The organism is Streptomyces sp. SirexAA-E, assembly GCF_000177195.2.
Lineage (GTDB): Bacteria > Actinomycetota > Actinomycetes > Streptomycetales > Streptomycetaceae > Streptomyces > Streptomyces flavovirens.
Genome location: NC_015953.1, coordinates 6,391,343 through 6,414,377, shown reverse-complemented (window position 1 = coordinate 6,414,377; position 23,035 = coordinate 6,391,343). Strand labels below are relative to the sequence as shown.

Sequence of the window (23,035 nt, the reverse complement as noted above, 5' to 3'; positions counted from 1 at the left end):
CGGTACACCCGGGCGTGCGGGCCGTGTGGCGGTGAACGGGACACCCGAAAGGAGTATTGTCCCTATATGCCGGGTTTATTACGGTCACCCCATCCGCGCGACGGAAAGGGTTGAGAGCGTGCAGGACCAAGCCGCCTCCGTCGCCGCCACGGGTTCGGGAACGGAGTTCCTGGACAGCGCGGTCGAGCACGTCCTTCGCGGGTCCGGGGCGTCGGTGGCCATGCTGTACCTGCTGCCCCGGGGCGAGAACACCCTGCGGCTGACCGTGCTGGCCGGGGCACCGGGGCAGCTGGCCACTCCGTGGAACCGTGTCAACCTGTCCGCCCCCATGCCGGTGGCCGACGCCGTGCGGCACCGCTGCCTGATCTGGCTCGGCAGCCAGGAGGAGCTGGCCCGCCGCTACCCCCGACCCGCTCTGGTGCTGCCCTACCGCTTCTGCCTGGCCGCCGCTCCCATCCGTACCGGCGACCGGGACCGGGGCGGCCTGGTGCTGCTGTGGCCCGGCGCCCATCCACCCGAGCTGTCGGCCCAGGAGCGCGACGCCGTCGTCTCGGGCTGCCGCGGCATGGGAATGCTCCTCCAGCAGGCCGAGAGCAGCGGCTACCCGGTCCTGCCCGGGGCCCTGCCGCGGGTTCTGCCTCCGCCCGCTCCCCCGGTGCCGGAGGCGGCGCGGGCCGCGGCCTCGATGGAATTCGTCCAGCGGCTCCCCGGCGGCAGCTGCGCGCTGGACCTGGACGGGACGATCTGCTTCATGAACGACGCCGCGGCCGAACTCCTGGGAGCCCCGGTGTCCGAGCTGCTGGGCACCCTGCCCTGGGAGTCGCTGCCATGGCTGGACGACCCGGGCGTGGAGGACCACTACCGGGACGCCGTCATCAGTCGCCGGCAGACGTCCTTCACCGCGCTACGGCCCCCTGACGACTGGCTGTCCTTCCACCTCTTCCCGAGCGCCACCGGCATCAGCGTCCGGATCCTGCCCGCCGACCGGCCGCACCCCACGGACGAACCGGCGCCCCGGCGGGCGGGCGGGGCGTCCGGGCCCAGCCGGGCGGCCGCCCTGTACCACCTCATGCACCTGGCGGCGACGCTCACCGAGGCCGTCAGCACCCGGGACGTCATCGAGCTGGCCGGCGACCAGATCATGCCCGCCTTCCGGATCCAGAGCCTCGTCGTGATGACCTCGGCCGAGGGGCGCCTGCGGATCGAAGGGCGCCGCGGCCTGCACCCCACGCTCATGGACCGTCTCGACGGCGCCCCGCTGTCCTCGCACACCCCCGCCGCGCATGTGCTGATGACGGGCGTGCCCGGCTTCTTCTCCGACTTCACGGAGCTGGAACGCGGCTATCCCACGGCGGGCCTCCGCGAGACGGTGGCGGCCTGCGCCTTCCTGCCGCTGATCGTCTCCGGGCACCCGGTCGGCGCCCTCGTCCTCGCCTACGACCGGCCCCGCGCCTTCGATCCGGAGGAGCGCGCCCTGCTCACCTCCATCGCCGGACTGCTGGCCCAGGCCCTGGACCGCGCCCGCCTCTACGACACCAAGGACCGGCTCGCGCACAGCCTCCAGGCCCACCTGCTCCCCCACACGCTGCCCCGGGTCGCCGGTCTGGACATCGCCGCCCGGTATCTCCCGGCGACCCGGGGCATGGGCATCGGCGGGGACTTCTACGACCTGATCCGGCTGGACGCCACCACGGCGGCGGCCGCCATCGGTGACGTGCAGGGCCACAACGTGAACGCCGCCGCGCTCATGGGGCAGGTGCGGACCGCGGTGCACGCCTCCGCGGGCGCGCCGCCCGACGAGGTGCTGGCGCGGACCAACCGGCTGCTCACCGACCTCGACCCGGACCTGTTCACCAGCTGCCTCTACGTCCACCTCGACCTCGCCGGACACCGGGCCCGGCTGGCGACCGCCGGGCACCCGGCGCCGCTGCTGCGACAGCCCGACGGGCGGACCGAGGCCCTCGACCTGCCGGCGGGCCTCCTGCTGGGGATCGACCCGGCGTCCCGCTACCCGACGGCCGAGATCCCGCTGCCCCCGGGTGCGGCCCTCGCCCTGTTCACCGACGGCCTCGTGGAGGCCCCGGGCGTGGACTTCGACCACGCCACCGCGGCGCTGGCCGAACACTTCGCACTGGCCCTGGACCAGCCGATGGAGTCCGTGGCCGACACGCTCGTGCGGTACGCGAAGCGGTGCACGCCCGGCACCGACGACATCGCTTTGCTGCTGATCAACGCCTTGGGGTCACCGGGCTGACGGCCGCCCGGAGCGGGACGCGTGGAGGTGGGCGGCCAGCGTGACGCTCACGGCCAGCCCCATCCCCAGCACGGCGCCCCCGGCACCCAGGCCCGGCGCGCAGAGGCCGAGCACCAGCACGACGAGGGCACCGGCGGTCAGGAGCAGGGCGTGCCCCGCCGCCCCGGTACGGGTGGCCCGGTGCAGGCCCCCCAGGACGAGCAGGACGAGTGCGACGGGAATCGCCACGGCCAGGCCCGCCGCGCGGATCGAGAGGTGGGCGTGGTGTTCGGAGGCGGCCAGGGCCGCCTCCGTGCCCGCGCCGATCGCCGCCAGCGCGGCGAAGACGACATAGTGCCCGTAACCCCAGGTCAGAGCGGTGCGCAGGGTGAGCAGCACGGCGTCGCTCCCGGTGAAGTAGATCCACCACAGACCGAAGACCAGAAGCAGGCCCCCGAGGGCCGTCAGCAGGACTGACGCGGACAGGCCCCGGCCGGTCACCGCGGACTGGATCGCCGTGAACGATGCCAGGATCACCTCGCCGAGGACGATGATGGTGAACAGTCCGTAGCGTTCCGCGATGTGGCCGGGGTGCCACGGGGTGCGTCGGCTCCCGGCCTCCGCCCACGCCGGTACCGCCAGCTCCGCCGCGACGAGCACCAGGAAGGTCGTCCAGGCCCACGCGCCGGGCGGTGCCCACAGCCGGGCGATCCATCCGAGCTGCACCACGGCGACACCCGAGGCGTACCGCAGCGCGCCGGCCCGCCCCTCCCGGTGTGCGGCGGCGGCCCGCAGCCACTGGGTGATCATGGCCAGCCGCATCACGACGTAGCCGACGACCACCACGGCGAAGTCGCCGTCCTCGAACACGGAGCGCACCCCGGCGGCCAGCACCAGGACTCCGGCCATCTGGACCAGCGTCAGCAGCCGGTAGGGCACGTCGTCGGTGTCGTAGGCGGAGGCGAACCAGGTGAAGTTCATCCACGCCCACCAGATCGCGAAGAACACGGCGGCGTACGAGGCGACACCCGAGCCGATGTACCCCTCGGCGAGCGCGTGATGCAGTTGGCGCGCGGCCTGGGAGACGGCCACCACGAACGTCAGGTCGAACAGGAGCTCCAGCGGGGTCGAGGCCCGGTGTTCCTCACCCGGGTCCCGCCCCCGCATGGCACCCCGGAGCACTCCGGTCCGCCCCGCGCCGGTGTCCGTGTCGCCCATCGCCGCCGCTCCCGCCGTCGCCCGTTCCGCCGTCGGTCGCATTCTCGCCGCTCGCGGACCCGGTGGCCGGGAGGGACGCGGCCATGGTGCGGCACGCACGGCCATGGAGCGCGCCGCCGGTTCCGGCGCGAGGGACGCACGTCGATGGACATGTCAATTTTCGCCGCCCGAAGCCGCACGGTAGCTCAAGCGCGCCACGTCGTCCATGGGTTCGGCACCACACGAAGAGAGCAATTCCCGCTCGTGAGTCATTAATTTGAGTTCTCAACGCGAAATCTTGCGCAGCGCCGTGGACTTCCTTGCGCAGATACTTCTAGCCTGTGGGCGTCCGCAGAGCCCCCACGAGCCGCTAGGACGTCCTACACATGACCCCACCGCACAGACACCGCCTGTTCAGGCGCTCGGTGTCCGCTTCCCTCTCGCTGGCCCTCACCGCCGTCGGCACCGCCGCCGCGGTCGTCCTGGCCGGTGCCCCGGCGGCCCAGGCCGCCGCGGTCCCCGCACCCTCCCCGGTCGGCATATCCGGCCGGGGCGCCGCCGTCCCGTTCACGGAGCAGGAGGCCGAGTACGCCGCGACCAACGGCACGCTCATCGGCCCGGACCGGCGCTACGGCTCACTGCCCTCGGAGGCGTCCGGCCGGCAGGCCGTCACGCTCGACGCGGCCGGTGAGTACGTGGAGTTCACCCTCACCGCCCCCGCCAACGCGATGACCTTCCGCTATTCGCTGCCGGACAACGCCGCCGGGACGGGCCGGGACGCCTCTCTCGACCTGCGGGTGAACGGCTCGGTCCTCAAGAGCGTGCCGGTGACCTCGAAGTACGGCTGGTACTACGGGGGTTACCCCTTCAACAACAACCCCGGGGACACCAACCCGCACCATTTCTACGACGAGACCCGGACCATGTTCGGCTCGACCCTGCCCGCCGGTACGAAGGTCCGGCTGCAGGTGGCGTCCACCGCCGGCTCGCCCTCGTTCACCGTCGACCTGGCCGACTTCGAGCAGGTGGCCGCGCCCGTCGGCAAGCCGTCCGGCGCACTGGACGTGGTGAGCGACTTCGGGGCCGACCCGACCGGGGCGGCCGACTCCACCGCGAAGATCCAGGCGGCGGTCGACGCGGGGCGCACCCAGGGCAAGGTCGTCTACATCCCGCAGGGGACCTTCCAGGTGCGTGACCACATCGTCGTGGACCAGGTGACGCTGCGCGGCGCCGGCCCCTGGTACAGCGTGCTGACGGGGCGTCACCCCACGGACCGGAGCAAGGCGGTCGGTGTCTACGGGAAGTACTCGGCGCAGGGCGGCAGCAGGAACGTCACCCTCAAGGACTTCGCCATCATCGGCGACATCCAGGAGCGTGTGGACAACGACCAGGTCAACGCCATCGGCGGGGCCATGTCCGACTCGGTCGTCGACAACGTCTGGATGCAGCACACCAAGTGCGGCGCCTGGATGGACGGCCCGATGGACAATTTCACCATCAAGAACAGTCGCATCCTGGACCAGACCGCGGACGGCGTGAACTTCCACTACGGGGTCACGAACTCGACCGTCACGAACACCTTCGTCCGCAACACCGGTGACGACGGCCTGGCCATGTGGGCGGAGAACGTCCCGAACGTGAAGAACAAGTTCACGTTCAACACGGTGATCCTGCCGATCCTGGCCAACAACATCGTGACGTACGGCGGCAAGGACATCACGATCTCCGACAACGTCATGGCGGACACCATCACCAACGGCGGCGGGCTGCACATCGCCAACCGCTACCCGGGCGTCAACTCGGGGCAGGGGACGGCCGTCGCGGGGACGCACACGGCCGCGCGCAACACCCTGATCCGTACCGGCAACAGCGACTTCAACTGGAACTTCGGCGTCGGGGCGATCTGGTTCAGCGGGCTCAACGAACCGATCAGCAACGCCACCATCAACATCACCGACAGCGAGGTCCTGGACAGCTCCTACGCCGCGATCCACCTGATCGAGGGTGCGAGCAACGGGCTGCACTTCAAGAACGTCAAGATCGACGGGGCGGGTACCTACGCCCTGCAGATCCAGGCACCGGGCACGGCCACCTTCGAGAACGTCGTGGCCACCCACATCGCCCAGTCCAACCCGATCCACAACTGTGTCGGCAGCGGCTTCCAGATCACCCGGGGCAGCGGCAACTCCGGCTGGTACGCCGACCCGCCCGCCTGCACCGGGGTCTGGCCCGACCCGGTGTGGACCAACGGCGGCGTGCCCGGAGGCGGCGGTCCCACCAACCCGACCGACCCCACCGACCCCACCGACCCGACGGACCCCACCGACCCGCCTGAGGAGACGGGCAACCTCGCCCGGGGACGCACCGTCACCGAGACCAGCCACACGGACGTGTACGGCGCGGCCAACACCGTCGACGGCAACGCGGACACGTACTGGGAGAGCCGCAACAACGCCTTCCCGCAGTCCGTCACCGTCGACCTCGGCGCTGCCAAGGCGGTGAAGCGGGTGGTGCTGAAGCTCCCGCCGGCCGCCGCGTGGGCGACCCGCACGCAGACGCTCTCCGTGTCCGGCAGCACCGACAACGGGACGTACAACTCGCTGAAGGCGTCGGCGGGTTACACCTTCAACCCGTCGAGCGGCAACACCGCGACGGTCTCCCTCCCGGGGACGCCGGTCCGGTACCTGCGGCTGACCTTCACCCAGAACACCGGGTGGCCCGCCGCCCAGCTGTCCGAACTGGAGGCCTACACCAGCTGATCCGGCCCACGACGGCGGGCCCGGCCGTGACGGCCGGGCCCGCTGTCGTGGGGGTGATGCCAGGTCAGTGCTTCGCCGTGAAGGACTCGGCGGCCGGGGCCACCTCGGCCCGGCGGACCACCTTCAGGCCGCCGGGGGCCTTGGCATCCGGCTTCATGACGACGGTCTGCCGGGTGGACGGTGCCGCCGGGTCGGTGAAGTCGTGTGCCACACCGAAGTCGGCGCCGAAGTCCTTGATGGTCAGCAGTGCCTTGCCGACGCCGTCACGGGTGAGGTCCCCGGACGCACAGGCCTTCTTCAGCGCCTCGCCGAAGACGGACGCCGCGTTGTATCCGGCGATGACCCCGTTGTCCAGGCCGTCCTTCGGGTACTGGGCCGTGTACGCCTCGGCGAGCGCGGCCGGGCCCTTCGCCGCGTCTCCGATGGGGAGCGTGGAGGCGCCGACGTAGTAGTCCTTCTGCAGGGCCGGGCCCGCCTGGGTGGCCAGCAGCTGCGGGGCGTACGCCGAGTTGTTGCCGACGACCGGGACGTCGAAGCCGGTGGCCGCCGCGACGCCGACCAGTGAGGCCGCCTGGCGGGGCCCGGCGCTGATGACGACCGCCTTGACGCCGGCCTGCTTCAGCGCCGATACCTGGGCGGTCATGTCGTTGTCGGTCGGCTTGATCTTCTGCTCGACGACGGTGAGGCCCGCCTCCTTCGCCGCGTGCCGGGAGCCGGCCAGGGCGTTCTCGCCGTAGTCCCCCTCGAAGTACACATGGCCGATCCGGTCACCCTCGGCGATGCGCTCCTCTTCGAGGAGGTAGTCGATCAGGTTGATCGTCTCGACGTCGTAGGTGGCCCCGATGACCCGGACGTACGGCGAGCTGAGGAGGTTCGCGGACCATGCCTGCGGCAGCACGACGCCCTTGTCCTGGTTGTCGATGCGCTGTTCGACGGCGGAGACGAACGGGGAGCCGATGAACTGGGGGAAGCCGAGGACGTCCGGTTCCAGCTCGGTGTAGGCAGCGACCGCCTTCTGCGGGTCGTAGCCGTGGTCGCGGACGGTCAGCTCGATCTGCCGGTCGCAGATGCCGCCCGCCGCGTTGGTCTGCTGCACCCAGAGCCGCTGGGCCTGGGTGACGCTCTTGCCCAGCGAGGCGTACACACCGGTCATGTCGGTGAGGGCGCCCAGGGTGATCTTCGTGTCGGTGACCCCTTCACCGGTCCTGACCCCGCTCCTGTCCGCGGCGGCGCCGTCCTTCGACGCCGCTTTCCCGCTGCACCCCGCCACGGCGAGGGCGAGGGCCGCGAGGGCCGCTCCGTAGACACGCAGTTTCATCGGTTCTCCCCTGGTTTCTTCGGACGCGTGAGGCCGCCGGGCAGGAACAGGACCACCGCGACCACCGCGGCGCCGTACAGATAGCGGGACGCCTCGCCCGGTGCGACGCCACCCGTGCCGGGGGCGGACACCAGGGGGAGGGAGTCGCTGTAGTGGGTCAGCACCTGCGGGAGCAGCGAGACGAACGCGGCGCCGACCACGGCCCCGGCGACGCTGCCGAGCCCGCCGATGACGATCATGGCGAGGTATTCGAGGGACAGGACCATGCCGAAGTACTCCGGGACGGTCCGCTGGAAGACGAGGGCGAGCAGGACGCCCGCGAGGCCGGCGTACATGGAGGACAGGACGAACACCCCGGCCCGGTACCGCGCCACCGGAACCCCCGTCACGCCGGCGGCGATCCGGTGGTCGCGGATGGCGTTGAGCGCCCGGCCGGGCCGGCCGCGCAGTACACCGCGGGCGAAGTACGCGCTGACGGCGAGGGCGGGCAGGGCCGCGTACCAGAGCTTCTCGAAGGAGTGGAAGGGCACCGCGGCGACGACCGTCTCGGTGTCGTCGAAGGTGAATCCGAACAGCGAGAACGGCGGGACCGGGCGCCCGTTGAAGCCGCCGGTGAGCGAGCCCGCGTTGAAGAGCACGTGCTGGCCGATGAAGATCAGCGCGAGCGTCGCGATGCCGAGGTACGCGCCGCGCAGCCGGCCCGCGATGGGGCTGAAGAGCCCCCCGGCCGCGCCCGCCAGCAGGACGGCGAGGACAGCGGCGAGCCAGGTCGGCAGGCCCAGCCCGCTGAGGGCGTGCCCGTTCTGCGTGCTGCTCTCCCCCGCCAGGACGCAGTAGCCGTACGCACCGACGGCGAGGAAGAAGGCGTGCCCCATGGAGAGCTGCCCGGTACTGCCGGTGAGCAGGTTGAGGCCGATCGCCCCGATCGCGGCGGCCATCGCGAAGAGCCCGGCCTGGAGCCAGAAGCGGTCCAGGTAGAAGGGGAGGGCCAGGAGCAGGAGGGCCCCGGCGAGTCGGAGGTGGGTACGGGGGCGGCGCAGGCCCGCGGTGAGCGGCCGGCCGGGACCGGGGGCCGCGGCGCCGTCGGTGGTGGCCTCAGACACGGGCGAGCTCCTTCGTGCCGAAGAGTCCCGCCGGCCTGACGAGCAGGACGACGAGCATCACGAGGTAGGGCGCCAGGTCGCCGATGCCGCGTCCCAGGAAGGACAGGTCGCCCTGGTAGCCGGTGGCGAGCGACTCGGTGACCCCGACGACGAGTCCGCCGACCAGCGCGCCCGTCGTCGAGTCCAGGCCGCCGAGGATCGCGGCGGGGAACGCCTTGAGCGCGGCGAAGGAGGTGGCCCGTTCCAGCCCCGGGGTGGGGAAGACGGTGAGGAAGAGCGCGGCGACCGCGGCGAGCGCACCGGCGACCGCCCAGGCGGACAGCGAGACGCGGCCGAGCCTGATCCCCATCAGGGCGGCGGTCTGCGGGTTCTCGGCGGCGGCCCGCATCGACACGCCCCAGGACGTGTAGCGGAACGCCAGCAGGAACAGGGTGATGAGCAGCCCGGCGACGACGAACGCGGCGATCCGGGTCTGCGCGAGGGTGATGCCGCCGACGGTGACGACGCCGTCGCCCCACGGGTCGCCGAGGGACAGTACCTCGGTGCCCATCCGTCGGGTGAGTTCGGTGGTGATGAGGATGTCGACGCCGATGGTGACGATGGCCAGGACACTGTGGTCACTGCCCCGGTAGCGGCGCATCACGAGGAATTCCACGGCGGCCCCGACGACGGCGGCCCCCGCGACACCGACGCCGAGGGCGGGCCAGAAGCCGATGTCGTCGTGGAGCACGGCGGTGACGTAGCCGCCCGCCAGCAGGAGCGAGGCGTGGGCGAAGTTGACGACCTCGGTGGCCTTGAAGATGACGACGAAACCGAGCGCGATCAGTGCGTAGACCGATCCGATGGCGAGTCCGCCGAGGAGGAGTTCGATGAAGGTGGTCATGCGTCCGTCCCCAAGTAGGCCTGGACGACGGCCGGATCGTTCTGCACCTCGGCGGGCGTCCCGCCGGCGATCCTGCGCCCGAAGTCGAGTACGGTCACCGCGTCCGCGAGCCGCATCACCACGCCCATGTCGTGTTCGACCAGTACGACGGAGATGCCGAGGCCGTCGCGTACGTCCGCGACGACGGCGGCGACACGGCGCCGTTCGTCGGACGTCATCCCGGCGACGGGTTCGTCCAGGAGCAGCACCTGCGGCTCCATGCAGAGGGCCCTGCCCAGCTCCACGAGCTTCTGCGTCCCGTACGGGAGGGTCCCGGCGGGTTTCTCCAACTCCTCTCCGAGGCCGATGAATCCGGCGATCTCCCGGACCCGGTCGCGGTGCAGGCGCGCCTCGCGGGCCGCCGAGGGCAGGCGGAGTCCCGCGGCCACGAATCCGGCGCGGGTGAGGCGGTGCCGGCCGAGCATCAGGCTCTCGGCGACGGTGGCGTGCGGGGGCAGCGCCAGGTTCTGGAAGGTCCGGGCGACTCCGAGGGCGGCGATCCGGTGCGGGGCGAGGCCGGTGAGTTCGGTGGTGCCGAGGCGCACGCTGCCCGAGGTGGCGCGGTAGACGCCGGAGAGCACGTTGAAGGTGGTGGACTTCCCCGCGCCGTTGGGCCCGATGACGGCGTGCACGCTGCCGGGTTCGACGGTGAAGGAGACCGCGTCCAGGGCGGTGAGCCCGGCGAAGCGCACGGTCACGTCGCGGACGGCGAGCGCCGCGGGGGCGCCGGTCACGCGGACCACCTGCTCAGTGGGCGCGAGGGCCCGTCGACGGCCCGTGTCGCGTCCGCGGCGGCCGTCTCGTCGACCACACCGAGGTAGCGGCGGCGTACCTCGTCGGAGGCGGCGAGTTCACCGGCGGGCCCCGAGAGGGCGACCTCGCCGACGTCCAGGACGTACGCGGTGGTGGCGAGCCGCAGGGCGATGGCCGCGTTCTGCTCGACGAGCATGACGGAGGTGCCGTCCGCGTTGATCTCCTGGACGGTCTCGGCGATCCGGGCCGCCATGAGCGGCGCCAGGCCGAGGGACGGCTCGTCGAGCAGCAGCAGCCGGGGGCCTGCCATCAGGGCCCGGCCCATGGCGAGCATCTGCTGTTCGCCGCCGGACAGCAGCCCGGCGCGCTGGTGTGCCCGCTGGGCGAGCACCGGGAAGAGCGCGTGCACGCGGTCGAGGGCGGCGGCCGTGGTCCGGCGTCCGCCGCGTGCGCCGAGCGCGCCCGCCCGGAGGTTGTCGGCCACGGTCATCCGGGCGAACACCTGTCGCCCTTCCGGGACCTGGATCACTCCCGCCGCCACCACCTGTGCGGGGCGCAGTCCGTCCAGACGGCGCCCGTCGAAGCGGATGGTGCCCGTGCCCGTGCCATGGTGGAAGCCGAGGGTCCGCGACACGGCCCGCAGCAGCGTGGTCTTGCCGGCGCCGTTGCCGCCGAGTACGGCGGTGATCGCGCCGGCCGGCACGTCGACGGAGACGTCGCGCAGTGCCCGTACCGGGCCGTAGCCCACGGACAGGTCGCGGATCGCGAGTGTTGCCATGCGTCCTCCTCCTTCCGGCTGGTCGTCGTGGTGCCACAGACCAGCAGGGGGCGCGGCGGAGGTCCACGGCCCGGGGCGCACTCGCTGCGGTCGACCAGTGGGGGGACGGCGCCGTTGTGCACGCGCACAGAGAGGGCGGGACCGGTCGCGCCCGGAGGCGGCCGGTGGCATCCTCACCGGTCATGACCGGCTCGGCCGCCAATCGGGGTGCGTCCGTGCGAGGGCAGGGCGCGAGGCGGGGAGCCGCGGGTGCGGAGGCCGACGGCGTGGTCGAAGTGCGGCGGGGCGGAGGGACACGCCCGGGGCGTGCGCCGGGCTCCCGGTGGCAGGGGCGGGCGGCGGTCCGCCCCTGCCGTACGTCCTTCGCCGGTGTCAGAGCAGGAGGTCGCCGATGTCAGAGCAGGAAGTCGCGGGCGATCGCCTCGGCCGCGCGTTCCAGGAGGGGGCCGGCCTGGGCCATGCAGAGTGCCGGGTCGCTTTCCAGCTCCGTCAGGGCGTAGGCCCGCCGGATGCCGGCCCTGCCCAGGGCCTCCGGCGGCAGGGCGAGACGTCCGCAGACCGCGACGGCCTCCACGCCCGCCTCCCGTGCGGCGGCGGCCACCCCCGCCGGTGCCTTGCCGTGCAGGGTCTGCTCGTCGAGCGAGCCCTCGCCGGTGATGACCAGGGTGGCCCGGGCGAGCGCCGGGGCGAAGCCCAGGACGTCGAGCATGACCTCGATGCCGGGCCGGAAGCGTGCGCCCAGGGCGACCAGGGCGCCGTATCCGATGCCTCCGGCGGCGCCCGCTCCGGGCAGTTCGGCGTGGTCGGGTCCCAGCAGGGACGCGTAGTGGGAGAGGGCCGCGTCGAGGACCGCGATGTCGTCCTCGGTGGCGCCCTTCTGACGCCCGTACACCTCGGGGGCGCCCTTCGGGCCGGTCAGCGGGTTGTCCACGTCGCTGGCCAGGACCAGGTCGACGTCCGCGAGCCTCTGGTCGAGCCCCGAGAGGTCGGCCTCGGCCAGGCCGGCGAGGGCGGCGCCGCCGGGACCCACGGGCTTGCCGTCCGCGTCCAGGAGGCGGGCTCCGAGCGCGGTGAGCATGCCCGCGCCGCCGTCCGTCGTGGCGCTGCCGCCGACCCCGAACACGATGGTCCGGGCCCCCGCGTCCAGTGCGGCCCGCAGCAGCTCCCCGGAGCCGTACGTGGTGGCCGTCAGCGGGGCGAACTCCCCCGCCGGGAGGTGCTGGAGGCCCGAGGCCTCCGCCATCTCGACCACGGCCGTGGTCGAGCGCACCGCGTAGGCGGCCGTCACCGGGGTCCCGAGCGGCCCGGTCACCCGCGCCTCCCGGCGTTCGAATCCGGCGGCCACCGCCGCCGCGACCGTGCCGTCGCCGCCGTCCGCGACGGGCAGGGTCTCCACCCGTACCCCGGGGACGACGCGCCGCAGCCCGGCCGTCACCCGCTCCGCGACCTGCACGGCCGTGAGCGAGCCCTTGAACTTGTCCGCCGCGACGAGCACGCGGGCGGTATCGATCACTGCTCCGTCCGTCACCTTGTATCCCTTGCTTTCGAACAGGCAGTCGCGCCGCCCCGACCCTATCGGGACCAACCCCGGTCTGCCCATGCCTGTCCGCGAGCGCGCATAGGCTTCCCCCGTGACCACCTCTGACTACGCCACGTACATCGCGGGGCTGCCCCGGATCCTGTCCGCCGCCGCCACCCTCTTCCGGGACGCGCGGGGACGGATCCTGCTCGTCGAACCCAACTACCGGGACGGCTGGGCGCTGCCCGGCGGCACGATCGAGTCCGACACGGGCGAGGGCCCCCGGCAGGGCGCCCGCCGGGAGACGGCGGAGGAGATCGGGCTGGACATCGAACCGGGGCGGCTGCTCGCGGTGGACTGGGCGCGCGGGCCGGGACGCCCGCCGATCGCCGCGTACCTGTACGACGGCGGGGTGCTCTCCGAGGAACAGCTCGGCGCGATCCGGCTCCAGGAGGAGGAGCTCCTGTCCTGGCGCCTGGTGGACCGCGCCGACCTGGCCGGCCATCTGCCCGGTCGGCTGGGGTCGCGGGTCGGGGCGGCGCTGGAGGTGCTGGACTCGGGTGCGGGGGCGGTGGAGTTGGAGGACGGCGTACCCGTCGGTCCGCGCTGACGGCCCTGCGGGCCGGGCCGGGCGGCTGCTCCGGAATGCGATCGCGCCCCGCCGGAACGGTTCGCGGCGAGGGCGTCGCCCTGACGGAGCGGTGCTCAGCCCTTGCCGCCGCCTTCGAGGCCCTCTCTGATCCGCCGCGAGGGGGTGAACACGTACAGCTCCAGGATCGCCGGCGGGTCCGCCAGTCCCGGCCCGCCGTCCCGCGCCCAGGCGGTGATGTCGGCGAGCGCGGCCGGGTCGTTGACCAGTCCCAGCCAGACCGGGCGGCCGCCTGCCCGGCGTCCCTCGGCGGACGGCTGGACGACGATCACGTTGCCGTGCTCGCAGGCGTCCAGGCACTCCACGGCGCGTACGGTGGCGCACTCGTCCAGCGACGCGTGCAGCTGCGCGAGCTGGCCGGCGTGGTCGACACCGGGGATCTTCGGCGTACCGCAGCAGCAGCCCCGGCAGACACTGACGGTGGGCCGGGACGGGCCCGGTGCGGCGGCGGCTGCCCTGCGGGTGCGGCGGCTCATGCGGGGCTGACTCCAAGGACGGCGTGGACGGACACCGTGGACTGTACCGAGCGGTCCCCGCAGGTCGGACGGGCCCTCGGTTGGGGTAATGTGGAGGGCTGCGAAGGGGAGTAGCCCCGCAAACCGGTCGTCGACACACTGGAGCCCCCGGGTTCCCGGTGGCCGGGCCCGCACCTCGTGTGCGGGCGGGCGAGACCTTCGGTCAGGTATGACAGACCCCGCGTCCCGCGGGTGCTGCCGTCATGCCGGGCCGAGTGGTCCTCCGAGGAAGCCTGACGGCACTTCGCGAACGGCCCGGGCCCGGCTCTCACAGAAAGCCACCCGGAATGCATCTCGACCTCCTGGCGATCCTCACCGCCTTCGGGCTGATCTTCCTCGCGGAGCTCCCCGACAAGACGATGTTCGCCTCGTTGGCCATGGGTACGCGCATGCGCCCGCTCTACGTGTGGTTCGGCACGTCCTCCGCGTTCCTCGTGCATGTGGCCATCGCGGTCGGAGCGGGCGGGCTGCTCGGCCTGCTGCCCGACTGGATCGTCAAGCTCGTCTCGGCCGCCCTCTTCGCCTTCGGCGCGTTCATGCTGCTGCGCGGGGACGGGGGCGACGAGGACGAGGACGGCGAGGTCAAGACCGTGACCGGCTTCCTGCCGGTCTACTCGACCGCCTTCATGGCGGTGTTCATCAGCGAGTGGGGCGACCTGACACAGATCACCACCGCGAACCTCGCCGCGAGCAACGGCGCCTGGTCCACCGCGATCGGGTCGGCCGCGGCCCTGATGTCGGTGTCCGCGCTGGCGCTGCTGGCGGGGCGTTTCATCGCCAAGCGGGTGCCGCTGAAGACCGTGCAGCGCATCGGCGGTCTGTGCATGCTCGGGCTGGCGATCTGGACGGTGGCCGAGATCTTCGTCGGCTGACCGCGCCCCGCGCCGTACCGGCCCTCAGAACAGGGCCGGTACGGCGTCGTCCGTTCCCCGCTCGAAGGCGAGCAGCCGCTGCTTGCGCTCCAGCCCGCCGCCGTAGCCGGTGAGGCCGCCGGAGGCTCCGATGACGCGGTGGCAGGGGACGATGATGCCGACCGGGTTCTTGCCGTTGGCGAGGCCGACCGCGCGGGAGGCCCCGGGCTTGCCGAGGCGTTCGGCGAGCTCGCCGTAGGAGCGGGTCTCTCCGTACGGGATGCGTCGGAGCTCGGCCCAGACGCTGCGCTGGAAGGGTGTGCCCTCCAGACGCAGCGGCAGGTCGAAGTCCGTGAGGTCGCCGGCGAAGTAGGCGTCCAGCTGGCGGACGGTTTCGGCGAAGGGCCCCGGGTCCGGGATGCCGAAGGTCTCCTCGGGCGGGCGGTGCCGCTGCTCGGTCATGTAGAGGCCGGCCAGGACGCCGTCGTCGGCGACCAGGGTGAGCGGCCCGTACGGGCTGTCGACGGCCGTGTGGTGCCGGGTGGGTGTGGTGGTGGTCATGGCGTGTCCTCGGGGCTCAGGCGGGCAGGTGGTTGATGGGATGGTCGTCGACGGTCCACAGGTACTGCACGGCGTACGCGCGCCAGGGGCGCCACCGCGTGGCGCGCGCGGTGAGGGCCGCCGGGGTCGACGGGAGGCCGAGGTGCCGGGCCGCCTTGCGGATCCCGAGGTCGGTGGGGAGGAAGGCGTCCGGGTCGCCGAGGGCGCGCATCGCGATGACCTCGACGGTCCAGGGTCCGAATCCGGGCAGGGCGCTCAGCCCGGCCCGGGCCTCGTCCCGGTCGGTGCCCTCGCCCAGCCTCAGGGACCCGTCCGCGAGGGCGGCCACCAGGGTGGTGAGTGTGGCGCGGCGGCTGCGGGGCAGGGCGAGCGCCTCGGGGTCGAGTCCGGCCAGCGCGTCGGGGGCCGGGAAGAGGTGGGTGAGTCCGCCCTCCGGGTCCTCGACCGGCACCCCGTGGGCGGCGACGAGCCGGGCCGCGTGGGTGCGGGCGGCGGCCGTGGACACCTGCTGGCCGAGCACCGCGCGTACGGCGAACTCCGCCGCGTCGACCGTCCTCGGCACCCTCCGTCCGGGGGCCGCCTCGACGAGCGGGGCGAGCAGCGGGTCGGCCCGCAGCTCCTCGTCGACGGCGACCGGATCGGCGTCGAGGTCGAGCAGTCTGCGGCACCGGCTGATGGCCTGGGTGAGGTCGCGGGGGTCGGTGAGGGAGAGCCGGCAGGCGATGTGGCCGGGCTGCGGGGAGAGCGCCACGATGCCGTGTCCGTGCGGCAGGGTGAGCGTCCGGCGGTAGGCGCCGTCACGCCACTCCTCGACGCCGGGGACGGCGGTCGCGGCGAGGTGCCCGAAGAGGTTGCCGGGCCGGAGCGGGGCCCGGTAGGGCAGCCGCAGGGCGATCACGCCCGGGGTGTGCGGCGTACCGGCACCCCGGGCGGCCCTGGTGCGCAGCTCCCCCGGTGTCAGGGCGAACACCTCGCGCACGGTGTCGTTGAACGTGCGGATGGAGGAGAATCCGGCGGCGAGCGCGACCTCGGCCATCGGGAGCGCCGTCGTCTCGATGAGGACGCGGGCCGTCTGGGCACGCTGGGCACGGGCCAGTGCGAGAGGGCCGGCGCCCAGCTCGGCCAGGAGCTGGCGCTCGATCTGCCGGGCCGAGTAGCCGAGCCGCGCGGCGAGGCCGGGCACGCCCTCCCGGTCGACGACGCCGTCCTGGATGAGGCGCATGGCCCGGGCGACGGAGTCGGCGCGGACGTTCCACTCCGGCGATCCGGGGCTCGTGTCGGGGCGGCACCGCTTGCAGGCCCGGAATCCGGCCTGCTGGCAGGCGGCCGCGCTGGGGTAGAAGGCCATGTTGCGGACCTTGGGCGGCACGACGGGGCAGCTGGGCCGGCAGTAGATCCGGGTGGTCAGGACGGCGGTGAAGAACCAGCCGTCGAACCGGGCGTCCTTGGACCGGACGGCCCGCACGCAGCGATCGGTGTCGGTGTGCATGGTTCAAGCATGGGTCACCGCCCGGGCCGGGGGCTGGCGGAAATCCGACATCAGCGTCGCCCTGCCGGGGCCGTTCCGAACTGCCGTACGCGTCCGCTGCCGGCCGGTACGGGCGAGCCGCGCTCACCAGGTGCAGTCGGCCGCCAAGTCGTGGATGGAGTCGGCGAGTTCCGCGGGGCGCTCCGGCCAGCCGGCCGTGTGCCAGTGGGCGATGCGCCAGGCCAGACGTCGCGGCCACAGAGGGGTGGCGGGCAGCCGGTCCACCGGGATCCAGACCGGGGTGCCGCCCTGGTTGTCGAGCTCTTCCGGGGCGCCCGTGTCGCCGTCGGCTGCCAGGAGGAAGTAGTGCTCACGCCGGCCGTCCTTCCAGACCCGGGCCACCTCCCGTACCACCTCTCCCCGGAGCCCGGTCTCCTCGCGCAGCTCCCGGACGGCGGCGGCGGGCGCGCTCTCGCCGTCCTCGACCCCGCCGCCCGGGATCTCGTAGTACGGCTGCCCGTCCTCCTCGAAGCCGATGAGCAGCATCCGGTCCTCGCGCAGGACCACCGCTCCGGCCCGTACCCGCACCGGTGCGACGGCCGCCGGGTCGTCCCAGGGGGCCGTCGCCCCTGTCGGTCCGCCGGTCACCCAGTCGCGCAGCACCTTCTCGGCTGTTCCGGTCGGCCGGAGGCGCGCGTGCAGTGCCTCGGCCGGCGGCAGGGAGCACCAGGAGCCGTCCGGGGCCTGGCCCCGGCGGGGCAGGTGGCAGGTCCCGTCCGGGTCACGGGCCACGACCAGGCCGGTCCGGTCGAACCGTACGTCCACCGCCACGGGTTCCTCACTCATCCGCGAAGGGTATCCGCCGCCGGGACGGGCCGGACCCGGTCCCCACCGGGCCGGTGACCGGGACGCGCCGCCGCCCTCGGTCTCCCGCGGTCGTCCCCCGCGATCGTGCTCATGGCCGGAACGGCACCGCGAACCGCGCGGGCGCCGCAAGCGGTTTCCGCCGCGGGTCAGGCGCCGGGGCCCGGTCACGTGGCGCGCAGCCGCCGCCAGACCGCCTTCGCCGCGTGGTGGCCCGACATGCCGTGGACGCCAGGTCCGGGCGGGGTGGCCGAGGAGCAGAGGAAGACCGCCGGGTGGGCGGTGGCGTACGGCACGCGGGCGAGCTTGGGGCGGATCACCGTCTGGAGTCCGGCGAAGGCGCCGGAGGCGATGTCCCCGCCGACGTAGTTGGCGTTGCGCGCGGCGAGTTGGGGCGGGCCGGCGGTCGCACGGGCCAGGACCAGGTCGCGGAACCCGGGGGCGAAGCGCTCCAGCTGCCGCTCGATGACCTCGGTGGCGTCCCCCTCCCAGCCCGCGGGGACGTGTCCGTACACCCAGAAGACGTGGCGGCCTTCGGGGGCGCGTGAGGGGTCGACGACGCTGGGCTGCGCCGTGATCAGGAAGGGGACGCTCGGGTCGCGCCCCTCCACGGCGGCGTGCAGGGCGCTGTCGATCTCCCCCGCGGTGGGTCCGATGTGGACCGTACCGGCTCTGCGGGCCTCCTCGGCTGTCCAGGGGACCGGCCCGGAGAGGGCGTAATCGATCTTGAAACAGGAGGCGCCGTACCGGTAGCCCCGGTAGGCGCTGCCCAGTCCGGCGATGCGGGCGAGTGCGGTGGGCGAGGTGTCGAAGATGTAGGCGCGGGCGGGCGGGAGCTCGTCCAGGCGTCTGACCTCCGTGCCCGTGCGGATGGTGCCGCCCTGCTCGCGGAGGTAGGAGGCCAGGGCGTCGGAGATGGCCTGGGAGCCGCCGCGCGGCACGGGCCAGCCCTTCTCGTGCGCGGCGAGCGCGAAGAGCAGGGCGATCCCGCTGGTGGCGATCCCGCTGGTGGGTGCGATGGCGTGCGCGGCGAGCCCGGCGATCAGCCCGCGCGCCTTGGCTCCCCGGAAGCGCCGGGCGAGCAGGGTCGCGGGCGGGAGCGCGTCCACCCCGAAGCGCATCCAGCGGTACGGGTCGCGGGGCAGCCCGTCCCACGGGGTGCGCAGGAAGTCCTCCGCCAGGGTGTCCCAGTGCCCGACGTAGGGCGCGACCGTCCGGCGGTAGGCCCCGGCGTCCTGGGCGCCGAGCGACATGGCGCTCTCCCCGACCGAGCGGGTGAGTACGGCCGCGGAGCCGTCCGGGAAGGGGTGGGCCAGCGCCAGCTCGGGCTGGAGCCATGCCAGACCGTGCCGGGCCAGCGGCATGGCGTCGAAGGCCGGTGAGCCGATTCCCAGCGGGTGGACGGCGGAACAGGGGTCGTGGCGGAAGCCGGGAAGGGTGAGCTCCTCCGTACGGGAGCCGCCCCCGACGGTCTCCTTGGCCTCGAACACCTCCACGGCGAAGCCCCGGCGGGCCAGTTCGACAGCGGCGGTCAGCCCGTTGGGACCCGCGCCCACGACGACGGCATCCAGCATCGATGGCACCTTCGGACTCCTTCGTCAGCCGGTGGCCTGAGGCTCCAGGATATTCGGGCGCGCCGGCAGCGGGCCCCCGGGTAGCCTCCACCCCGATGAACAGCCCGTGCGCCCCCTCCCCCGCCGTCGCCCGCATGGCCGCCCGGCTCACCCGGGTCTCCGGCGTCGAAGCCGTCGTCCTGGGCGGCAGCCGTGCCCGCGGTTCCCACCGGCCCGACTCCGACTGGGACGTGGGCCTCTACTACCGGGGTGCCCCCGACCTCGCGGGGCTCACCGCCCTGGCTGCCGAGTTCCACGGGGCTCCCGTGGAGGTGGCGGGTCCGGGCGGCTGGGGTCCGTGGGTGGACGGCGGGGCGTGGCTGACGGTGGACGGGGTCGCCGTCGACTGGATCCTGCGGGACCTGGACCGGGTGCGATCGGTCTGGGCCGACTGCCGTGAGGGCCGCTTCGAGGTGGGCGTACAACCGGGCCATCCGCTGGGCTTCTGGTCGCCCTGCTATGTCGGGGAGGTCGCCCTGGCTCACGTCCTCCAGGATCCGGCAGGGGAGTTGACGGCCCTTCAGAAAGCGACGCGTACCTACCCCGAACCGTTGCGCCGGGCGCTCACGGACGCCGTGTGGGAGGCCGATTTCTCCGTGGCGTCCGCCCGCAAGTCCGCTCCGTCCGGTGACACCCTCCATGTGGCCCTGTGCCTGTCGAGGGCCTTCGGTGTCCTCGTCCAGTCCCTCCACGCCCACCACCGCACCTGGTGCCTGAACGAGAAGGGCGCGCTCGCCGCCACGGCGGCCCTGCCCCGGACGCCCGCGGGTTTCGCGGACCGTGTCACCTCCGCGCTGCGCGGCCTGGACGCGGCCGCGGTGGAGACCGCCGCCGGTGTCGTACGGGACGTACGGGCGGTGCTGGAGGCCGGTCGGGCGGACCGATCCCGCTGAGCCGAAGCCCGGCCCGGCCGACGCCGGGGACCGTCAGCCGTCCGCCGGGCCCTTCTTCCCGGCTCCGGACCGCAGCGCGTCGAGGATCCGCTCGGCCGTCGCCGCGTCCCTGGCCGCGGTGAACGGCAGGTCGTTGGGCCCGGTGATGCGGTACGGGACGCCGGAGAGGGTCGACTGGGCACCGCCCGCCTCGGTGACCAGGAGCAGACCGGCCGCGTGGTCCCAGGCGAACTCCCAGTTGAAGGCCACCGCGTCCTGCGCCCCGGAGGCGACGGCGAGGTATTCCAGGCCCGCCGATCCGCAGGAGCGGGCGTCGATGCCCTCGGTGCGCAGGCCCAGCAGGGCCCGCTTCTGGGCGTCCGACGTGTAGTCGGGGTGCGACATCGCCACCTTGAGGACGGCACCCGCCGCGGGCGAGCCGCTGTGCACCGGGGTCCCGTTGAGCGTGGCGCCACGTCCGCGTACGGCGACGGCCAGTTCGCCGAGCACGGGGGCGTACGTCCAGGAGGCGTACACCTCGCCGTGGTGGGCGAGGGCCACCAGGGTGCAGAAGCCGGGTTCGCCGCGGACGAACTGGCGGGTGCCGTCGACGGGGTCGACGATCCAGACGGGGGCGTCGCCCCGAAGCGCGTCGTAGACCGCCGGGTCGGCGTGGACGGCCTCCTCGCCGACCACGACCGAACCGGGCAGCAGCCGGGTCAGCGACTTCGTCAGGTGCTCCTCGGCGAGCCGGTCCGCGGCGGTGACGAGGTCGTGGGGCCCGCTCTTCTCGACGATCTCGTGCGCGGCGAGCTGCCGGTAGCGGGGGAGGATCTCGGCCGCGGCCGCCGCCCGGACCGCCGCCTCGACCCGTTGCAGGTTCCCGGTGTCCGCGGCGAGGAAGTCATCGATCATGCCTCCAGCTAAGCACGACCGGCGCGGAGCGCCTCGGGCACGGGTCGCTCCGCGCCGCCGGGGCCCGCGTCCGTACCGGGCGGGACCGGTCAGTCGTCCGCGACCGGGCCGGTGGCGGCCGGGTCCGGCGTCAGGGCGTTCAGGGCGTTCAGGACGGAGGTGACCACCAGTTCGGTGGAGGCCGCCATGTCCACCGTGCCGGGGCCGAGGAGCCACTGCGCCTGGAGGCCGTCCATGACCGCGATGACGCTCAGGGCGTGTGCGGAACGTGGCGCCTTCCGCCCGGAGGGCGGGTCCGGAGGGCGGGTCCGGAGGGCGGGTCCGGAGGGCGGGTCCGGAGGGGCTTTCGGAACATGCCCGAGGTCCGCCGTCCGCCGTGCCGCGTGCCCGCCGCCGCTCCCCCTACGCGGGGAGCGGCGGCGGGCCGACGGGGAGGAGGCCGCCCCGGGACGCTCAGCGGCGCCGCAGTGCGGGGTCGAGCAGCGCGGGCGGGGTGTCGAACTTCTCGTGTGCGGCCAGGTCGGTGCCGGGGGCGACGATCGCGTCGATCGCGTCCAGCACGTCGGCGGAGAGCACGGTGTCGGCGGCGGCCAGCTGGGTGTGCAGGTGCTCCTGGGTCCGGGGCCCGATGAGCGCGCTGGTCACGGCGGGGTGCGCGGTGACGAAGCCCAGCGCGAGCTGGATCAGGGTCAGGCCGGCCTCGTCCGCGACCTTCGCCAGCTGCTCGACCGCGTCGAGCCTGGCCCGGTTGGCGGGGAGGGAGAGGTCGAAGCGCTCCGGAAGCATCTTCGAGCGGCTGGTGGTGATCTCCCGGCCCTCGCGGACGGCTCCCGAGAGCCAGCCCGAGGCCAGCGGGCTCCAGGCCAGGACGCCGAGCCCGTACTCCTCGGCCACCGGCAGGACGTCGCGCTCGATCCCGCGCTGGAGGGCGGAGTAGCTGGGCTGTTCGGTGACGTAGCGGCTCAGGTGGTGCTCCCGGGCGGCCCACTGCGCCTGCACCACGCGGTACGCGGGGAAGGTCGAGGAGCCGAAGTAGCGGATCTTTCCCGCGCGTTGCAGGTCGGTGAGGGCGGACAGCGTCTCCTCGTCGCTGGTGCTCGGGTCCCACCGGTGGATCTGGTAGAGGTCGACGTGGTCGACACCGAGGCGGCGCAGGCTGTTGTCCAGCTCGGTGACCAGCCAACGGCGCGAGCCGCCCCGGTGGTTGCGGTCGTCGTCCATGGGCATGGCGGCCTTCGTGGCGAGCACGATGTCGTCGCGGCGGCCGGCGACGGCCCTGCCGACCATCTCCTCCGACTCACCGGCGCCGTACATGTCGGCGGTGTCGATGACGTTGACCCCGCCTTCCAGCGCGGCGTCGACGATCGCGGTCGCCTCGTCCTGGGTGGTGCGTCCGATCGCGCCGAAGTTCATCGCGCCGAGCGCGAGCGTGCTGACCTGCACACCGGTGCGGCCCAAAGTGCGGTACTGCATGGCTGTGTCCCTTCGTGGGGCCGGGTCCCGCTCTGCCTCCCCGGCAAACGGAACCTTGTTCCGTTAAACATACGGAACAGCGTTCCGGTTTGCAAGACCGACCGGCCCGGGTCACCGACCGGCCCGGGTCGCGGCATCCCCGGGCGGGCCCCGTCGCCCTGCCCCGACCCCCGGAACGGGTGCGCCTTGCTGTCGCCGTCTCCCCTGGGAACGCCGCCACGCCCCGAAAGGTCACTCGGAGGCGCCGGCGGCGCCGCGTGCACCACCCCTTCAGGCAGGCGTCCGGGCCCCCCGCGCGCACGACGCGCCGAGGGCCCGGACGCGCCGCCCCACAGGTGCCGGCCGAAGGAGCCGCACCCGTTGCCGTACCGCAGTCCCCCGAAGCCTTCGGACCCGGGCCGCGTACGTCGTCGACACGGCCGCCGACGCCAAGCGCGTCCCGCTCACCGACGGCGGCAGGTACACCCCGCCCGCCGGCGCGGTCGCCACCTTCGTCCGGAACGGCGACGACGCGACGACCGGGGCGCCCACGCCGGGCCGCTGACGCGGCGGATCGCCTCCGGCCGGCCGCACGGGCCGGTCGCGCAGGGCCCGGTTCCGGCGGACCGGGCCCTGACGCACGCCCCCGGGAGGCGAGGGCGTAACAGGGGCCCGCACGCCTGTTTACATCGA

At 73.5% G+C, this 23,035-nt stretch carries 19 protein-coding genes and 1 pseudogene; 5 read left to right on the top strand and 15 right to left on the bottom strand.

The window, feature by feature from the left end:
* The first annotated feature begins 118 nt into the window (after positions 1-118).
* Positions 119-2,254 (top strand): SpoIIE family protein phosphatase, encoded by a 2,136-nt coding sequence (locus tag SACTE_RS28045; RefSeq protein ID WP_014049389.1) that lies wholly within the window; start codon positions 119-121, stop codon positions 2,252-2,254.
* On the opposite strand, the gene SACTE_RS28040 is transcribed toward SACTE_RS28045, so the two are convergent.
* A complete protein-coding gene (locus SACTE_RS28040; RefSeq protein WP_014049388.1) occupies positions 2,243-3,451 on the bottom strand; it encodes a low temperature requirement protein A in 1,209 nt (402 codons plus the stop codon). The genes SACTE_RS28045 and SACTE_RS28040 overlap by 12 nt on opposite strands.
* 365 nt (positions 3,452-3,816) lie before the next feature.
* Between SACTE_RS28040 and SACTE_RS28035 the strand changes: the two genes are divergently transcribed.
* A complete protein-coding gene (locus SACTE_RS28035) occupies positions 3,817-6,189 on the top strand; it encodes a discoidin domain-containing protein (protein WP_014049387.1) in 2,373 nt (790 codons plus the stop codon).
* 64 nt (positions 6,190-6,253) lie between these two features.
* Here the strand turns inward: SACTE_RS28035 and SACTE_RS28030 are convergent, their stop codons facing one another.
* The 6 genes from SACTE_RS28030 to SACTE_RS28005 all read right to left on the bottom strand — a co-directional run bounded on the left by SACTE_RS28030 (position 6,254) and on the right by SACTE_RS28005 (position 12,573).
* Positions 6,254-7,507 carry an ABC transporter substrate-binding protein gene (locus SACTE_RS28030; RefSeq protein ID WP_014049386.1) on the bottom strand — a complete coding sequence of 418 codons (1,254 nt, stop codon included), beginning with the start codon at positions 7,505-7,507 and terminating at the stop codon, positions 6,254-6,256.
* Positions 7,504-8,547 carry a branched-chain amino acid ABC transporter permease gene (locus tag SACTE_RS28025; RefSeq protein ID WP_202435221.1) on the bottom strand — a complete coding sequence of 348 codons (1,044 nt, stop codon included), beginning with the start codon at positions 8,545-8,547 and terminating at the stop codon, positions 7,504-7,506. The genes SACTE_RS28030 and SACTE_RS28025 overlap by 4 nt, the downstream gene beginning before the upstream one ends.
* A 55-nt stretch (positions 8,548-8,602) precedes the next feature.
* On the bottom strand, positions 8,603-9,493 hold the full coding sequence (locus SACTE_RS28020; RefSeq protein ID WP_014049384.1) for a branched-chain amino acid ABC transporter permease: 891 nt from the start codon (positions 9,491-9,493) through the stop codon (positions 8,603-8,605).
* Positions 9,490-10,275 (bottom strand): ABC transporter ATP-binding protein, encoded by a 786-nt coding sequence (locus SACTE_RS28015; RefSeq protein WP_019993036.1) that lies wholly within the window; start codon positions 10,273-10,275, stop codon positions 9,490-9,492. Before SACTE_RS28015 ends, SACTE_RS28020 begins: the two co-directional genes overlap by 4 nt.
* Positions 10,263-11,063 carry an ABC transporter ATP-binding protein gene (locus SACTE_RS28010; protein ID WP_014049382.1) on the bottom strand — a complete coding sequence of 267 codons (801 nt, stop codon included), beginning with the start codon at positions 11,061-11,063 and terminating at the stop codon, positions 10,263-10,265. The genes SACTE_RS28015 and SACTE_RS28010 overlap by 13 nt, the downstream gene beginning before the upstream one ends.
* Positions 11,064-11,457: 394 nt before the next feature.
* Positions 11,458-12,573, bottom strand: coding sequence for a glycerate kinase (locus tag SACTE_RS28005; protein WP_026359081.1), 1,116 nt, complete (start codon positions 12,571-12,573; stop codon positions 11,458-11,460).
* A gap of 121 nt (positions 12,574-12,694) precedes the next feature.
* On the opposite strand from SACTE_RS28005, the gene SACTE_RS28000 reads away from it, so the two are divergent.
* Complete coding sequence (locus tag SACTE_RS28000; protein WP_014049380.1) at positions 12,695-13,192, top strand: NUDIX hydrolase; 498 nt, start codon at positions 12,695-12,697, stop codon at positions 13,190-13,192.
* A 95-nt stretch (positions 13,193-13,287) separates the two neighbouring features.
* Here SACTE_RS28000 and SACTE_RS27995 read toward each other — a convergent pair whose 3' ends face one another.
* Positions 13,288-13,707: a hypothetical protein gene (locus SACTE_RS27995; protein ID WP_014049379.1), complete on the bottom strand. Its 420-nt coding sequence runs from the start codon at positions 13,705-13,707 to the stop codon at positions 13,288-13,290.
* Between the two features lie 326 nt (positions 13,708-14,033).
* Here SACTE_RS27995 and SACTE_RS27990 point away from each other — a divergent pair, with 326 nt between their 5' ends.
* A complete protein-coding gene (locus SACTE_RS27990; protein ID WP_014049378.1) occupies positions 14,034-14,618 on the top strand; it encodes a TMEM165/GDT1 family protein in 585 nt (194 codons plus the stop codon).
* Positions 14,619-14,642: 24 nt separating this feature from the next.
* Here SACTE_RS27990 and SACTE_RS27985 read toward each other — a convergent pair whose 3' ends face one another.
* The 4 genes from SACTE_RS27985 to SACTE_RS27970 all read right to left on the bottom strand — a co-directional run bounded on the left by SACTE_RS27985 (position 14,643) and on the right by SACTE_RS27970 (position 19,073).
* Positions 14,643-15,158 carry a methylated-DNA--[protein]-cysteine S-methyltransferase gene (locus tag SACTE_RS27985; protein ID WP_014049377.1) on the bottom strand — a complete coding sequence of 172 codons (516 nt, stop codon included), beginning with the start codon at positions 15,156-15,158 and terminating at the stop codon, positions 14,643-14,645.
* Between the two features lie 16 nt (positions 15,159-15,174).
* A complete protein-coding gene (locus tag SACTE_RS27980; RefSeq protein WP_014049376.1) occupies positions 15,175-16,647 on the bottom strand; it encodes an AlkA N-terminal domain-containing protein in 1,473 nt (490 codons plus the stop codon).
* A gap of 123 nt (positions 16,648-16,770) precedes the next feature.
* Entirely contained in the window at positions 16,771-17,472 is a 702-nt protein-coding gene (locus tag SACTE_RS27975; protein ID WP_014049375.1) for an NUDIX domain-containing protein, read from the bottom strand.
* A 185-nt stretch (positions 17,473-17,657) separates the two neighbouring features.
* Positions 17,658-19,073, bottom strand: coding sequence for an NAD(P)/FAD-dependent oxidoreductase (locus SACTE_RS27970; protein WP_014049374.1), 1,416 nt, complete (start codon positions 19,071-19,073; stop codon positions 17,658-17,660).
* Between the two features lie 86 nt (positions 19,074-19,159).
* On the opposite strand from SACTE_RS27970, the gene SACTE_RS27965 reads away from it, so the two are divergent.
* Positions 19,160-19,996 (top strand): nucleotidyltransferase domain-containing protein, encoded by an 837-nt coding sequence (locus SACTE_RS27965; RefSeq protein WP_014049373.1) that lies wholly within the window; start codon positions 19,160-19,162, stop codon positions 19,994-19,996.
* Between the two features lie 33 nt (positions 19,997-20,029).
* Here the strand turns inward: SACTE_RS27965 and SACTE_RS27960 are convergent, their stop codons facing one another.
* The 3 genes and pseudogenes from SACTE_RS27960 to SACTE_RS27955 form a co-directional block, all read right to left on the bottom strand.
* Complete coding sequence (locus SACTE_RS27960) at positions 20,030-20,890, bottom strand: inositol monophosphatase family protein (protein ID WP_014049372.1); 861 nt, start codon at positions 20,888-20,890, stop codon at positions 20,030-20,032.
* 89 nt (positions 20,891-20,979) lie between these two features.
* A pseudogene (locus SACTE_RS33790) lies at positions 20,980-21,147 on the bottom strand (TetR family transcriptional regulator); the annotation flags it as partial.
* A 196-nt stretch (positions 21,148-21,343) separates the two neighbouring features.
* Positions 21,344-22,363 carry an aldo/keto reductase gene (locus SACTE_RS27955; protein WP_014049371.1) on the bottom strand — a complete coding sequence of 340 codons (1,020 nt, stop codon included), beginning with the start codon at positions 22,361-22,363 and terminating at the stop codon, positions 21,344-21,346.
* Positions 22,364-23,035 lie beyond the last annotated feature (672 nt).

Excerpts from the sequence above, each read along its gene's own strand:
- SACTE_RS27985 (WP_014049377.1), bottom strand. The coding sequence starts at position 15,158 with ATGACCACCACCACACCCACCCGGCACCACACGGCCGTCGACAGCCCG.
- SACTE_RS28035 (WP_014049387.1), top strand. The coding sequence starts at position 3,817 with ATGACCCCACCGCACAGACACCGCCTGTTCAGGCGCTCGGTGTCCGCT.
- SACTE_RS28030 (WP_014049386.1), bottom strand. The coding sequence starts at position 7,507 with ATGAAACTGCGTGTCTACGGAGCGGCCCTCGCGGCCCTCGCCCTCGCC.
- SACTE_RS28010 (WP_014049382.1), bottom strand. The coding sequence starts at position 11,063 with ATGGCAACACTCGCGATCCGCGACCTGTCCGTGGGCTACGGCCCGGTA.
- SACTE_RS27975 (WP_014049375.1), bottom strand. The coding sequence starts at position 17,472 with ATGAGTGAGGAACCCGTGGCGGTGGACGTACGGTTCGACCGGACCGGC.
- SACTE_RS27990 (WP_014049378.1), top strand. The coding sequence starts at position 14,034 with ATGCATCTCGACCTCCTGGCGATCCTCACCGCCTTCGGGCTGATCTTC.
- SACTE_RS27980 (WP_014049376.1), bottom strand. The coding sequence starts at position 16,647 with ATGCACACCGACACCGATCGCTGCGTGCGGGCCGTCCGGTCCAAGGAC.
- SACTE_RS28040 (WP_014049388.1), bottom strand. The coding sequence starts at position 3,451 with ATGGGCGACACGGACACCGGCGCGGGGCGGACCGGAGTGCTCCGGGGT.
- SACTE_RS27995 (WP_014049379.1), bottom strand. The coding sequence starts at position 13,707 with ATGAGCCGCCGCACCCGCAGGGCAGCCGCCGCCGCACCGGGCCCGTCC.
- SACTE_RS27955 (WP_014049371.1), bottom strand. The coding sequence starts at position 22,363 with ATGCAGTACCGCACTTTGGGCCGCACCGGTGTGCAGGTCAGCACGCTC.
- SACTE_RS28020 (WP_014049384.1), bottom strand. The coding sequence starts at position 9,493 with ATGACCACCTTCATCGAACTCCTCCTCGGCGGACTCGCCATCGGATCG.
- SACTE_RS27960 (WP_014049372.1), bottom strand. The coding sequence starts at position 20,890 with ATGATCGATGACTTCCTCGCCGCGGACACCGGGAACCTGCAACGGGTC.
- SACTE_RS27965 (WP_014049373.1), top strand. The coding sequence starts at position 19,160 with ATGAACAGCCCGTGCGCCCCCTCCCCCGCCGTCGCCCGCATGGCCGCC.